This is a genomic window from Pleionea sp. CnH1-48, from assembly GCF_024124665.1.
GTDB lineage: Bacteria > Pseudomonadota > Gammaproteobacteria > Enterobacterales > Kangiellaceae > JAMXSB01.
In genome coordinates, this window is the sequence record NZ_JAMXSB010000011.1 from 12,529 (window position 1) to 26,750 (window position 14,222).

Below are 14,222 nucleotides of genomic sequence, written 5' to 3' on the forward strand. Positions count from 1 at the left end.
TATTGGATATAAAGTTCGAATAAGAATATCCCTGTTGTATATTTTATTTTTTGGGAACATATTGTGAGAAAAATATTGAACTACTTTGCAACCAGCTTAATGCTGGTTCTTTGCATGCCTGCGCTTCACGCATTTAAGGTTAACACCCATGTGTGGATCGCGGACGAGATTATTAAAGACTTAGAAGATGGTAAACTCACCATCTATGTTAATGGTACAGCGAGACATATTCCTGTCTCCCACGCGACCAGAAGTTATATTCTTAACCATCAAGATGAATTTCGTGCAGGCTCATTAGGCCCTGACGCTTTTCCTGATCCGATTGTAGGCCAGCTGCTTATTCATCCTGGCCCTAAAAACCCCCCCACTCATTACAAAACCTGGGGAACCGACGAGTGGTTAAAGCATATTCTAAATAATGCTTCGGTACCGCCAGAAAAATCGTTTGCTTATGGGAACCTGGTTCATGCTGCATCCGATGCTTTTGCTCATACCTATGTCAACCTTTATACCGGTGACATATTCGACGTAGGCGCTCATCTAGGTGTCGATACCGAAGCAGACCGCCGTCACTTCTTGCTCGAGTCTTTCATTGGCAATTACACGCCTAATCTGCCATCGGGCAAAGCTTATCAAAATGCCGTTAATTTTCCGGATACTAAAAAGTACATTCGCGAGCAACGCGACCGCGAGTACCAGCAATGTATTCTAGAAAGTCGTCGAGAAAACTTAAACCTTGACTGCAATCGTTTTGTAGAGCGTTTTGACCTCTCTAAACCAGACTACTTAATGCGCACCTTTTTTTATGATCCTAATAAGATAAAAGAGCTGGTAGCTGCTAATGGCTCATCTTCAGGTATTATTCGTCCCGCGCACATTCAGCAATATGGTGACGCAGCCACAGAAGCTTCTTTAGGTGGACTTCATATTCGTTCAATCTATGATCTTCGCTACCGTATTGAACAAATGATTCAATCTCAAGCATTGCAAGAGATGGATATTCTTATCACTCAAGCCGTTGTTTATTATTGGACGGATATTGAGCTTTCTGACAGTGAAGCCGCCGTTCTTGATGATCTGCATAAGCGCATTAAAAACTTAGAGTATGACTCGGTTGAAGAACTACAACGCATTAAAAATCAGATAGAAGATATCGTTCAAAACTCAACGCTTAAGATTCACAAGCATACAGAGAATGTCACTCGCAAGATTGATCAATTAAACCGTTCGGTATTTTCTCTACATAGCCAAGTATTAGATCTAGAACGTAAAATCCATGATCTTGAAGACAAAATTGACCGCATTAGCTGCCCCAAATGGGATCCAATCTGTAATGCTCTCAATCGCTTAAAAAGAAAGCTTCGCGATGCTAAGTCTAAACATGACCGTGCAATAACCGACTTCTTTAGAAATCGAAACTTATTAACTGAAGCGGTTAAGCAATTGCATGAAACCGTACGGTCGGTTGAATTAGTTCGTCGTAACTTAGATGACGCCGTTGTCGACTTTGCTCAAATACTGATGAAAGACGTTAACCCTATTCGTGCTATGTTGATTAACTGGGCAGAAGGTATTGATGCCGCCATGTTAAGCTACCGCACGGTAGGAATGAACATGATGCAAGAAGCTATGAAGACCAATGGCAATACTCTTCAGCCTCTTCAACAATGGGCTTTTGGTGACTGTAATATCGCCAAACTAATTGGTATTGGAAACGAGTTCAGCAACTCAATATGTAAACTCAATCGCAGCCTGGAAGGTGCGTTTAGAGAAATTCAAGAGTTAATGCCTTATATAAACAATGGAGTTTTGCTAGGTAATGTACAGTCTCGTTTAAACGAAATTAAAGATGCCGAAGTTCGACGCTTAAAAGAGAAACTGATTGAGCAACTGGTCGACTACTCTTTGAAAAAAATCAACCCCGAACTTAAAGAGTTTTTGGAGATCATTCGTCAAGGTGTGAATGACACAACCATTAATACCGAGTTTGGAAAAAGCGGTAACAATCCTGGCTACCTGGTTATCTCCGATATGTCTCAGCGTGTTAAAAAAGAAATGCGCATGACTTCGAGCTACGCCAACTGCCGAGGAAAAAGCAGCTGCTTTAACAAAAACACCTACCCTGTCATTCATAATGCATTGCAATTATCAAAACTCGCATTACTTGATAACAACGGTCTTAACACAGTCTCTGGCTATGTTGGTCGCAATATCATGGGAGAGAACCTAAACACTTTTGACAAAAGCTTACTTATCGGTGCGATCAATAGCATTGATGGAAATCATCACTGGTACGGTAAGGCAACACCACCACTGCCAAGAAAACCCTCTGTTGATGGCCAATCAAGCTTCCGCTATGAGTGGAAAAACAAATACTACGGAGAAGGCAGCGGAAAATTATTTGGTGCATCTTCAAGTGCTCGCCAAACGATTATGTATGCTTTATTTAAAGGCCCATTAAACGAAGGATTATTTGTGCCTAAAGCACTCAATAACTTTAACAACTTGTTATCAACAAAATACAAGTTACAGTTTAATGCGTGTAAAGGCCATCCATTCCAATTGTCTCCAAGTGACAGCTACTGTGACAATGTCCAGGATATTTATGAAGGTGGCAACGGCGGCGGTGATGATGGCGGTTCCGGCGGCGGAAGTGGTGGCGGCCCCATTCTTCCACCATGGGATGACTGCGGCGGTAACACAGGTCGAATCTGTCGATAACCATCTATAAAAAAAGCGGCTCTTGCCGCTTTTTTTATTATTTCTATTTTAAACGACGCTGCCTTAGTCGTCTCATTCCCAGCAACGCTAACAAAAAGATACCCATCGAGCCGCTACTATCTTCCTGCTTCTCAGCTTTCACTTCGATAGATTCGCTTTTTGCCGATTCATTGTTAGAAGCATCCTTCGCAGCAATAGCATAAGTGTAAGTTTCACCATTGCTAACCGCTGAGTCTTTGTAGGTTAAATCAGTCACTGTCTTTAATACCTGATCATTACGATAGATCACATAACTCAAAGTATCATCATCGGTTACTGCTTCCCAGGTTACTTCGATATCCGTTTCGGTCGCTTTTGCCGTTGGCTTAGCAGGTACCGTAGGCGCTGTTGTATCGGCAACAATTTTGTATTGCCCTGTCGTACGAATCACTTTACCGACAATGGAAGTTTCATCAGTTAACTCAATATTAAATGCATAGTCACCAATCGTTAAGGTATCAGCAGAACGAATTTCTAAAGACTCCGTTACCGAACCGTCAGCAGCAACAAATACATCATTTGCTAGACCTTCATGACTCAAACCATCAGCAAGAGTAACCGCAGCTTTAAAACGACGTTCAGCACAACCACTGGTGTCGTTATTGGTCACTTTTACCTGAGTCACTAAAATACGCCCAGAGTGATCGGTTTGTAACGTACCTTCAGTCAACTCAACGGTTGGCTCTCGTGCGATACAATCTTCTTTATCTTTATGAATGATTCGGATCTGAGCAGAGTCACCGCCAGTTTGTAATGCTTCAAACGTTACGCCACGGTCAGCATCATTAAAACTTTCACCTTGCCCCAAGTCTTTAACAAAAACAGACTTACGCCCTTCTAGTCGGTGCAGTGTAAAACGATTATCAAAGCGATCGTCCATACCAAAAGCGCCAACGTCTTTGCGGTAAGAAACATAGTAATCGTCATTTTGCAGTGTTGGTACTTTAATAACCTGATAGCCTTGAACAGATTCTTCTCGCAGATCCGTTTCTGTCGACATAACAAATAACTCAGCACTTTGATTCAGTGTTAACATGTGATCCGAGTGATCATCATACCAACCTAATAAATCTCTGTGAGCGGCATTCATCGGACGATAACCAGACCCCATGTAATCGGTTTTATCACCGTACTCATTGAGAGAACCATCATCTTTCAATGTACTTGCATGACTTGATCCAAGGTTATGGCCTAATTCATGAGCTAGTACATACGCCATAGAACTAATGCGCGTTTCAATCCAGGCGCGACAAGTGTTGCCACATCCAACATGTGCCAACCCAGCCCAACTACAACCCACATTGGGTGGAAAAATATATACTCGGTGACGGTATTGAGAAAGATTAGTGCCACTTTCAGACAGTTTATTGTCGGCTGCATTCGCCCAGTCGCTGTATTTACATTCTTTGTTGGCAGCAATACCTAGCTGTATTGGACCAAAGACATCGGGATTGTTATCCCCATCGACGTCAGTATTAAAACGCGCTTGAAAAAATGAGCTGTGTTCGGTAGCAAGGTTTGCAGACTTATCACTATCCACATTCGAGTACATGGCTTTGATGATTTGATCACGATTAAAGTAAGAGCCCGTTTGTTCATCGGTAAAATCAACCAAAACCACCAAAGCATTGCGCTCATCTAACGCTTTGGCATTGGCTTCCTTTTTGGGTTTAGCCACAGATACTTTTTCAATATCATTTACCTGCAAACGAATAACCGCTGCCTTTTTGGCTACGTCTGATGCATTCCAGTCGCCTTTAATTAGGACTGAATCGCCATTTAAAAACTGGCTGGCCGTTTTTTCGGAAATAATAAGAGGAATCGTTTTTTGCGTGCCACTTTCAATTAGATTCACTTTCAACTGGCTTTTGCCTGCCTCAAAGTGATCTTCGATAAGCACTTCTAACGTACCTTCAAGGGTACTTTCTGCTTTAATAGAAAAAGGAGCAAATAATAAAATAATCAGAAAAACTCGATACATAAGGTATCACCGCAATTAACACTTGATGAAGGTTTATTTAAACAGAATTTATTCAATCGCCCTATTAACGACATCACAAAACGCAGGGTTAATAGTTACATCTATTACTGATGAGGTAGTTCAAGTCAAAGCGAATAAGGGATTAAAAACGCGAGAAGTCTCATAATCAATGCTAAAATAGCGATCTATATATAAGAACTGACTGAACAACTATGTCTCCTGATGAAATCCAGCAAGCGCAAACCTTAATGAGCAATGGTGAGCTTCAAGCGCTGTATGATCTATTGCGTCCTTTTATAGAACAAAACGAACCTAATGCCTTATTGTTTTATTCCAGTTTTACGTTAGATGACTGGAACGAAAGCGATGAAGTTTTTATGCAGCGCAGTTTTAGTAATTTGCAACAGGCGTCCAAGGCAGGATTGGCAGAAGCTTCTTATCAACTTGCTGCCCATTATCTGTATGGTGAAGACACTTTCGATTTACAGCAAGCAACACACTATTTTGAAAACGCCATAGAACAGCATCATCCATTAGCAGAATTTACTTATGGTTATAGTCTTTACTACGGTTTAAATGGATTAACAGCGGATCAAGAAAGAGGATTACGCCTGTTAAAAAGCGCTTCTTCGCAAGGCGTCGAAGGCGCTGATGATGTACTTGCAGATATTAAAGCCAGTTAATTTTTCTTGAGAGCTTCAGTGCAGAGAAAGCAGCTTTTATCGCGGCGCAAAGAGTAGTGCCGCTTCAGGCTTCTTCCCACAGACATTGTTCGTGATGAAGCACTAATAAGTCCGCAGCGCTTCTTACCCACTTCTCCATGCGTTGCTGTTCTTTTAATTGATCCAGATCGATTTCGTCCTTCATTTGATTGGCTCTCAACTGATGTGCTTTATGCAAATACTGTCGAGAAAAAGCACACAGCGCATCGCGAGCATGAGTCACTTGAGGTTTTACCAAAACATCAACTGGCAAATCACCGGTAATTACCCAACCGCATTTCACTTCACTATCTTGAAAAGTCACATGCCACACAGCAAGTACAGGTGGCAAGATACGCGACTGAGCGGCACTGACTTTTAACAGCGACCAGCCTCGTTGAGAACAGGCAGACACAACGTCTCTTAATTGTTGTTGTGTCCAATCGTCGAGCGCATCCCACTCAATATCTAAATGTCGACACGCATAAAATTCGTAAGCAGATTGTGATTGCATTGATAGCTTTCTCTATAATTATTCCGCTCAATGCAACCTTATCCAGTTAGGTACTCACACAAAGGTGGTATACGACTCAGGTACAGCGATTGTTACCGACCATTTTAACGTATGGCGGTCAATTGTTGCTGAAAGCGGTGGATCTTCTTTATGTATATCTCTGCTGAATATTCCAACTTTTTGCGCTCGTCGTCTGTGAGTTCCCTCACAACTTTTGCGGGTGATCCCATTGCCAACACGCCAGAAGGTATTTCTTTGCCCTCCGGAACCAAAGAATTAGCACCTAGCAACGAATATTCGCCAATATGGGCACCATTGAGTACCACCGAATTGATACCAATTAAACTGTAGTCACCCAATGTACACCCATGCAACATCACCTTATGACCAATAGTGACTCCCTCACCCACATCTAATACATAACCAGGATCAGTATGCAGTACCGAGCCGTCTTGCACGTTACTTCGGTTGCCAACAACAATGCGATCCGTATCTCCACGCAATACTGCATTAAACCAGATACTGCATTCTGAACCGATTTCTACCTGCCCAATCACATCGGCACTTTCGGCAATAAAGGTGTTTTCTGTACTGATAACAGGGCGATGTTCACCCAACTGATAAATCATAAGTCGCTGACCTCACTGTAATTTTTTGTAATCTCTATTATTTAACACGTTTTATGCAGATTTCCTACGCCGAAAATATAAATCTCAAATAGCATCTCAAAACTCAGAAAGCGGAAGGCAGGCCTCCTCGCAATCCCTTGCGTTTAACAAGGCATTTAGTGATCGCAACCAAAATCAGCAGGGATTCTGAAGCCCTTGTTAAGTCGTCGGAACGCCAGTGAGAAAGCCCCCTGTTCAATCTTCATTCATAAGCTTTCATGCAACGCAACATGAATCTCATACCCCTTACTCATCTGACCAGAAAGATAAGACTTTATCTTCTAAATAGCGGAGAAATGGCGCTATTTGCCGACATATTGGAACTTGAAATCGCATTTTTCAAAAAATTTAACTAGCGTTATAGGAGTTCCGGTGGTAAGGTTGCGCCACCTCAAAACAGGGGGGCTATTTGGTATGAAATTTATACAGAACAGATTGATGATAGATACTCATCCTATTTCTACCCACTTATTCACTACGCCAGACTTGGCTGACGGTCTCCCCTTCCCTTATTTACACCAGTCTGTGTACTCACATTGAACATTTTTTAGAGAGGTCAACTTTATGGATTTTCTTAAGGAACTGGGCATTGAGCCGGTTAATTCAGGTGCTTGTTGGGGCGTTAACGAATGGTCAACGACTACCGATCAAGGCATCATCGAATCAATTAACCCTGCTAACGGTGAGCTAATCGCCAAGGTTCATGCTGCATCCCAAGAAGATTACGACAAGATCATGGCTAAGGCAGAAGAAGCCTTTGTTGAGTGGAAAACCGTTCCTGCCCCTCTACGTGGCGAGCTGGTTCGCAAAATGGGCGAAGCCCTGCGCGAGCACAAAGATGCTTTAGGTAGCTTGGTTACCTACGAAATGGGTAAGAGTAAAGCTGAAGGTGACGGTGAAGTACAAGAGATGATCGACATGGCTGACTTTGCCGTTGGTCAATCACGCATGTTGTACGGTAACACAATGCACTCAGAGCGCCCTCAACACCGTATGTACGAGCAGTGGCATCCACTAGGCATCGTTGGTGTTATCTCTGCATTTAACTTCCCAGTGGCTGTTTGGTCATGGAATGCTTTCATCGCTGCTATTTGCGGTAACATCACTGTATGGAAGCCTTCTCCAAAAACTCCTTTAACAGCAGTTGCGGTTCAAAACATCTGTAACAAGGTAATGGAAGCAGAAGGCTACAAGCCAATCTTCTACACCTTTGTTGATTCTGCTGATAACAAATTAGCCGAAGCCTTTATTACTGATACACGCGTTAAAAAGATGTCATTCACTGGCTCTAGCGTTGTCGGTAAAATGGTAGGCGTTAAAGTGGCTGAGCGCATGGGCAAATGCTTACTTGAGCTTGCTGGTAACAACGCACTTATCGTTGACGAAAGCGCTAAACTTGAGCACGCGATTCCAGCGGTTGCATTTGGTGCGGTAGGTACAGCAGGTCAGCGTTGTACAACAACACGTCGTTTGATCGTTCACGAAAGCATCGCCGACAAAGTGGTTTCTACTTTGGTTGACGCTTACAAGCAAATCAAAATCGGTGATCCTCTAGACACTAACAACTTGATGGGTCCATTGATTGATCAAGTTGCTGTTGATAACTTCAAAGCGTCTGTTGCTGCTGCAAAAGAGCAAGGCGGCGAAGTACTGTTCGGCGGAAACGCTATTGAAGGCAACGGTTTCTATGTTGAACCAACCATCATTCGTGCACAAAACGATTGGCCAGTGGTTCAAAACGAAACCTTTGCTCCTATCCTTTATGTAATGACTTACAAAACTATCGAAGAAGCAATTGAGCTGAACAATTCTGTTCGTCAGGGCTTGTCTTCTGCCATCTTCACTATGAACGTTCAAAACGCAGAGAAGTTCCTTTCTTATGCTGGTAGTGACTGTGGTATCGCTAACGTTAACATCGGTACTTCTGGTGCAGAAATTGGCGGAGCATTCGGTGGTGAGAAAGACACAGGTGGTGGTCGCGAAGCAGGCTCTGACTCTTGGAAAGCTTACATGCGCCGTCAAACCAACACTATTTTCTGGGGTGATCAGCCTACTTTGGCTCAGGGCATTAAATTCGATCTTTAATTCCGTGCATCTCAGCTTGGGGCCAGCTGTTTGGCCCCGCTCTGTATTCCAATTTTAGGGAGACGATATATGGCAGTATTTAATCTGCGAGCTTACGACGACCACGAACAGGTTGTTTTTTGTAGCGATAAAGAATCTGGCTTAAAAGCTGTAATCTCTGTACACAGTACCGCTTTAGGTCCTGCTGTTGGTGGTTGCCGCATGTGGGAATATAACTCAGACGAAGGTGCGTTAATCGACGCACTACGTTTGTCTCGTGGTATGACCTACAAAAATGCAATGGCCGGTTTGAACATGGGTGGTGGTAAATCCGTTATCATCGGTAATCCACGCACCATGAAATCAGAAGCTTTATTTGAAGCTTTTGGTCGCTTTGTTGACAGCCTTAAAGGTCGTTATATCACCGCAGAAGATGTTGGTATCAACCCTGACGACATGGCCTTGGTTCACAAAGAGACTCCACACGTTTTGGGTCTTGAAGGTAAAAGTGGCGATCCTTCTCCAGTAACCGCTTACGGCGTTTATAAAGGTATTAAAGCAGCGGTTAAGTACCGTTTAGGTCGTGACGATCTGGATGGAATTAAAATTGCTGTTCAGGGCGTTGGTCACGTAGGTTATTACCTGTGCGAACATTTAGCAAACGAAGGCGCTAAATTGTTTGTTACCGACATCAATAAAGAATCTGTTGATAAAGTTGTATCTAACCTTGGCGGCATTGCTGTTGATAAAGATGCGATCTACAGCCAAGAAGTTGATGTTTATGCACCTTGTGCATTAGGCGCAACGATCAATGACGTAACGATTCCAAAGATTCAGGCAAAAGTTATCGCAGGTGCGGCCAATAACCAGTTGGCAGAAGATCGCCACGGTGACGAGCTGAAAAAGCGCGGTATTCTTTATGCACCTGATTACGTCATTAACGCGGGTGGTATCATCAATGTTTCTTTTGAAGAGAACTACAACCGCGATCAAGCATTAGTAAAAGTTGACGAAATCTACAATACGTTAGAAGAAGTTTTTGCTACTGCGGATAAAGAGAATAAGACTACGAATGTTGTTGCAGATGAGATTGCGCGACGTCGTGTTGAGGAAGGTCGTAAGTAATTTTTTTTGCTTATGAGTTTCTTTTGAAAAAGGCGGGTTATCCCGCCTTTTTTTATGTTTGTTTTTTGGTTTATTAGTTTTCCTTTGATTCCTTACTTTCTTAGAAGTGCAGATTTCGCCTTTATGTCCTGTTCGGGTATGCGGTGAGCATACTTTACCAAGAAGGGTAAGAGCTCCTTAGATCCCATTTTGTATTACAAAATAGGGGCACGCTGCGCTCGGCATTTGTTCTGTTGGGGTTTTAACCTTCAAGTATACCTGCAAACTCTACATCGACTTTTTGCTCTTGTATGTGCCAAGGAAGTTTCGGTCTCGTTTTGTGTTTTAGTTTCGTGTTCTATCTTATTTTGAAGTTATAAGACTTGCTGCTTGCCGCATTATTAGCAGCAAGCAATTAGGAGAAAGAATTAGATAGCTTTTCTCTCCGATTGTTCTCGGTATTGAACGAGATCTTCGATACTGAGTACTGGGATTTTATGTTGTTGAGCAAATTGAGTGATTTGTGGCAGTTTTGCCATGGTGCCATCTTCGTTGGCGAGTTCGCATAAGACACCTGCGGGTTCGAGTCCGGCCAGTTCCATTAGGTCGACGGTGCCTTCGGTATGGCCTCTTCGTGCCAGGACACCACCAGGTGTGGCTCTTAGTGGGAAGACATGGCCGGGTCGCGCCAGGTGCTCGGGTTTTGCATTAGGAGCAATGGCGGTTTTGATGGTGGTGACTCGGTCGGCAGCGGATACACCGGTTGTGACGCCCTCTTTCGCTTCGATAGAAACAGTGAAAGCGGTTCCATAGCGGCTGTTGTTGTCACTGACCATCGGTGGCAGTTGGAGTTTACGTAAGCGTTCGTCGCTCATACATAAGCAGACAATGCCGCTGCATTCACGAATGAGCATGGCCATCTGTTTGTCGGTGATGTGTTGTGCAGAAAAAATCAGATCGCCTTCGTTTTCACGATCTTCATCGTCCACTAACAAGACACAGTTACCTGCACGCAAGGCTTCAAGCGCACGTTCGACTCGTTGAGTTGAATTTCCAAAAGGATTTAATAAAGACTGATTCATGGTTTTACCTCTTTGTTGTTCACCAGAATCAGGGCATAGAGGAGTACAGATAAGCACGCAGAGGCGCTCATCTGTCGAACGACAGTTGAGTTGAACCCTCACCAATGAGAGTCTCAAGTGATCGCTTTATTCTCTCCCATCCGGACTGTAACCGTCGGCTCTGGAGTTTAACCAGATCTGCTGACCCTGTTGTGGCAACAGGCGCTCGCGGGCTTATTTAGGTTTTGTCTAAAATCACCGCCGGTGGGGAATTTCGCCCCGCCCTGAGAATAAATAAAGTTTTTTGTTGCGGTTTTGGCCGCGGGGGAATAGTCGCAGATTTTTGGTGGTTTTACAATGATCTGGTTTATTAGTAGTTTTTTGTTAAGGGTGTAGTTATCTTTCTGTGCTTTCCTGCTTTTACGATATGTCAGGTTTCGCCTGATGGCGACTTCCTTTACCAAGAGCTGTAAAGGAAGCAAAGAGCCCTAGGTCGCTGCGCTGGCAATTGTTCAGTTGGAATTTTATGATTTGAGTATGTTTTGCAATTCCGAAGTGAATTCTTGATCTTATCTGTGCCAGGGAAAATTCGATCTTGTTTTGTATTTTAGTTTCGTTCTCTTTCTTAACTTTGAACTAACAGACGACTCCTTTTGTGACTAGATGAGAACGGAGTGAAGACTTAGACCGCACTGGCTTGCTGCACGGACGCAGCAAGAGTCTTATCCGCACAAGGAAGTGCGTATAAGACGGTCAGTCGAAGGACTAAGGCTTTACGGAGTGGTGCCGATAGGCCTCATCTTTGGAGCATGGCCCTTTTTTGTCCCTTTTGTGGGCTTACAAAAGGGACTCGCCTAGCAAGGCGAAATCTGTGGGTTGAATCAAATTAGGATTTTTCGTTTAGAATGATAAATTAATTGAGAAAATATTCTTTTACTCTTCTGCTCTTTTGAAAGTACAAATTTCGCCTAGTGGCGAGCATACTTTACCAAGAGCGATAAAGTAGCCAAAGCGCCCTAAGTCGCTGCGCTCGGCAATTGCTCATCTGGGATTTTATGGTTCGAGTATGTCTTTCAGTTTTGAAGTGATTTCTTGATCTTGTCTGTGCCAGGGAAGATTCGATCTCGTTTTGTGTTTTCGTTTCATTCTCTATCTTAGCTCGAGGCTTTCAGACGACTCCATCGTGACTGGATGAGAGCGTAGTAAAGACTTAGACCGCACTGACTTGCTGCACGGACGCAGCAAGAGTCTTATCCGCACAAGGAAGTGCGTATAAGACGGTCAGTCGAAGGACTAAGACTTTACGGAGCGGTGCCGGAGGCCTCATCTTTGGAACACCGCCCTTTTTGGTCCCTTTTGTGGGCTTACAAAAGGGACTCGCCCGACAAGGCGAGATCTGCGCGTAGAATCAAGTTATAATATTTCGTGAAAAGTAATCTAAAAAATAACTAACTCACAACAATACTCATCTATCTTTAAAAAGAAAGACGATTAAACTAAAATCACTCCTAACAAAAAACCAATACTTATTCTCATGGACGTCAATCAAATCAAACAATGTCTACAAGCCGATCCCTTCCGAATGGAAGTATTAAAATACGCAGCGAGTCTAAACTTAAACGACTGGTGTATCGGTGCAGGCTTTGTTCGTAATTTAGTTTGGGATCATTATCACGGCTTTACTCAGACTACATCACTAAATGATATTGATGTTATCTATTTTGACTCAACCAATATTGCTCCAGAATACGATAAGCTTTTGGAGGAAAAACTCAATGACATGACATCTTTGCCCTGGTCGGTAAAAAACCAGGCACGCATGCATCTCAAGCATCAGCATACGCCTTATCAATCAACACTGGATGCGATGAGTTATTGGGTAGAATGCGAAACCGCGATAGGAGCTCGGTTCAGTTCAAAAGGAGAGTTAGAGATTATTTCTCCTTTTGAGCTCGCTTCATTATCTGACCATACTATCACTATGAATCAGCGTTTTGCTCAACCCAAAGTATTCCGTCAGCGGATTGAGCAGAAGCAATGGCTTTCTATTTGGCCAAAGTTGGTGATTAACGAATAATTTCTGTCACTACTTCAGTTTTAACAGAGTTAGCAATAAAGCACTGTTCATGAGATTGATGATGCATTTTTTCCAGCTGTTCATCCGTGGGTTGTTTGTCTCCAGAAAAAATGACTTTAGGGCGCAGAGTGACTTTGGTCATACTCACCTTTCCACTTTCATCTTTCCCCATAAGGCCAATGGCTTCGTCAGTGTACTCTTCGATAACAAATTTTCGTTTAGCAGCAATGCTTAAAAAGAACAACATGTGACAACTGGATAAAGATGCAACAAAGGCTTCTTCTGGGTCTATATTGTCTTCGACCGAGTAAGGCAGAGGAACAACATCTGGAGAAGACGATGCTTTAACTGTTGCTCCACCATCAAACTGCCACTCATGTCCACGACTGTATTGGTTATCAACAAAGGCTTCTTCTTCGGCTCGTTGCCAACGGATGGTAGCAATATGTTCAGACATGATGTATTCCTGGTAGGTAATCGGTAACTGTCATTTATCATCAGACAGTGGCCAACGATAAACGCTTGAATGGAACAAACACATCCTCTATATTACTGCGTTTTATTGTATTGTAAATATCACTAATGGAATTTGAACGTTTAGAATTTGATGTAAAGCAAAAACGAAGAGATGCTATTTTTGTTGGCATGATGCTTCTGTCTCCCACTCTTTTTGTATTATTTGGTCAGCTTTTTTACGGCTTAGAGAATGTTTATTCCAGCATTATTGTTTCCGTGGTTATAGGTGCTCTTTTAGTCTTGGTGTTTCAGCCTGACATCAAAGAGAAACGTTGTGATCGCCTAATCATCACATCGGATTCCATTGTGTTTATCAATCATCAAGTAGAAACGAAGCGTTATTTTAAACACCTCAACATTATCGATATCAGGGAATTATCGAGTACCACTGAGCTATTTCTGCATTTTGAAAATGAAAAAGTAATTGAACTGGTAGGCTATTCCGATATGGACCAAATAACAGAGCGGATCTTAGCTTTTTCGAACAAGGAACGTACAAATGTGTGGAGAAACCCTTCTCCAGATAAGGCAACTCCATAAATAATATATCCATTATTTAACTGCGGTTTTAGAGGAATAAAGTTAGCGTTAAATAGCCCCCTTTTGTTATCTCAAGTAATAGATATATCCACGACACTCTCGTATCATGGGTGCAGTCAGAACATAGGAGTGATGGAGTCGTTTCGGACAAGTTGCAGGAGCAAATAATACCCAAAGGATATACTTGATAAGGCTTCTTCCGCGTTCTGCCTGATTTAATATTTATAGCAATTTCA

Annotated in this window: 11 protein-coding genes and 1 riboswitch; of the genes, 6 read left to right on the top strand and 5 right to left on the bottom strand. The window is 42.8% G+C overall.

Translation table 11 applies throughout. The features are described from left to right. Positions 1 to 63 precede the first annotated feature (63 nt). Positions 64 to 2,721: a zinc dependent phospholipase C family protein gene (locus tag NH399_RS17150; protein WP_253042260.1), complete on the top strand. Its 2,658-nt coding sequence runs from the start codon at positions 64 to 66 to the stop codon at positions 2,719 to 2,721. Between the two features lie 43 nt (positions 2,722 to 2,764). Here the strand turns inward: NH399_RS17150 and NH399_RS17155 are convergent, their stop codons facing one another. Continuing rightward, on the bottom strand, positions 2,765 to 4,741 hold the full coding sequence (locus NH399_RS17155) for a hypothetical protein (protein ID WP_253042262.1): 1,977 nt from the start codon (positions 4,739 to 4,741) through the stop codon (positions 2,765 to 2,767). A gap of 212 nt (positions 4,742 to 4,953) precedes the next feature. Here NH399_RS17155 and NH399_RS17160 point away from each other — a divergent pair, with 212 nt between their 5' ends. Beyond that, on the top strand, positions 4,954 to 5,424 hold the full coding sequence (locus NH399_RS17160) for a tetratricopeptide repeat protein (RefSeq protein WP_253042264.1): 471 nt from the start codon (positions 4,954 to 4,956) through the stop codon (positions 5,422 to 5,424). Between the two features lie 64 nt (positions 5,425 to 5,488). Here the strand turns inward: NH399_RS17160 and NH399_RS17165 are convergent, their stop codons facing one another. Then, complete coding sequence (locus tag NH399_RS17165) at positions 5,489 to 5,956, bottom strand: DUF4826 family protein (RefSeq protein ID WP_253042266.1); 468 nt, start codon at positions 5,954 to 5,956, stop codon at positions 5,489 to 5,491. 104 nt (positions 5,957 to 6,060) lie between these two features. After that, positions 6,061 to 6,585 (bottom strand): gamma carbonic anhydrase family protein, encoded by a 525-nt coding sequence (locus tag NH399_RS17170; RefSeq protein ID WP_253042268.1) that lies wholly within the window; start codon positions 6,583 to 6,585, stop codon positions 6,061 to 6,063. Positions 6,586 to 7,188: 603 nt separating this feature from the next. On the opposite strand from NH399_RS17170, the gene NH399_RS17175 reads away from it, so the two are divergent. Together NH399_RS17175 and NH399_RS17180 are read left to right on the top strand one after the other, a co-directional pair. Then, the gene (locus NH399_RS17175) at positions 7,189 to 8,709 is read left to right on the top strand and encodes an aldehyde dehydrogenase family protein (protein WP_253042270.1); all 1,521 of its coding nucleotides are present in this window, start codon (positions 7,189 to 7,191) and stop codon (positions 8,707 to 8,709) included. A 69-nt stretch (positions 8,710 to 8,778) separates the two neighbouring features. Next, positions 8,779 to 9,813, top strand: a complete 1,035-nt coding sequence (locus NH399_RS17180; RefSeq protein WP_253042272.1) for a Glu/Leu/Phe/Val dehydrogenase — start codon at positions 8,779 to 8,781, stop codon at positions 9,811 to 9,813. A 407-nt stretch (positions 9,814 to 10,220) separates the two neighbouring features. Here the strand turns inward: NH399_RS17180 and ribB are convergent, their stop codons facing one another. Then, a complete protein-coding gene (ribB, locus tag NH399_RS17185) occupies positions 10,221 to 10,874 on the bottom strand; it encodes a 3,4-dihydroxy-2-butanone-4-phosphate synthase (protein ID WP_253042273.1) in 654 nt (217 codons plus the stop codon). A 124-nt stretch (positions 10,875 to 10,998) separates the two neighbouring features. Then, a riboswitch (FMN riboswitch) is annotated at positions 10,999 to 11,149 on the bottom strand. A 1,238-nt stretch (positions 11,150 to 12,387) separates the two neighbouring features. Here ribB and NH399_RS17190 point away from each other — a divergent pair. After that, positions 12,388 to 12,930, top strand: a complete 543-nt coding sequence (locus NH399_RS17190; protein ID WP_253042275.1) for a nucleotidyltransferase family protein — start codon at positions 12,388 to 12,390, stop codon at positions 12,928 to 12,930. Here the strand turns inward: NH399_RS17190 and NH399_RS17195 are convergent. Next, positions 12,920 to 13,387, bottom strand: coding sequence for an OsmC family protein (locus tag NH399_RS17195; protein ID WP_253042277.1), 468 nt, complete (start codon positions 13,385 to 13,387; stop codon positions 12,920 to 12,922). The genes NH399_RS17190 and NH399_RS17195 overlap by 11 nt on opposite strands. Before the next feature lie 125 nt (positions 13,388 to 13,512). Between NH399_RS17195 and NH399_RS17200 the strand changes: the two genes are divergently transcribed. Next, on the top strand, positions 13,513 to 13,986 hold the full coding sequence (locus NH399_RS17200) for a hypothetical protein (protein ID WP_253042279.1): 474 nt from the start codon (positions 13,513 to 13,515) through the stop codon (positions 13,984 to 13,986). Positions 13,987 to 14,222: the final 236 nt, after the last annotated feature.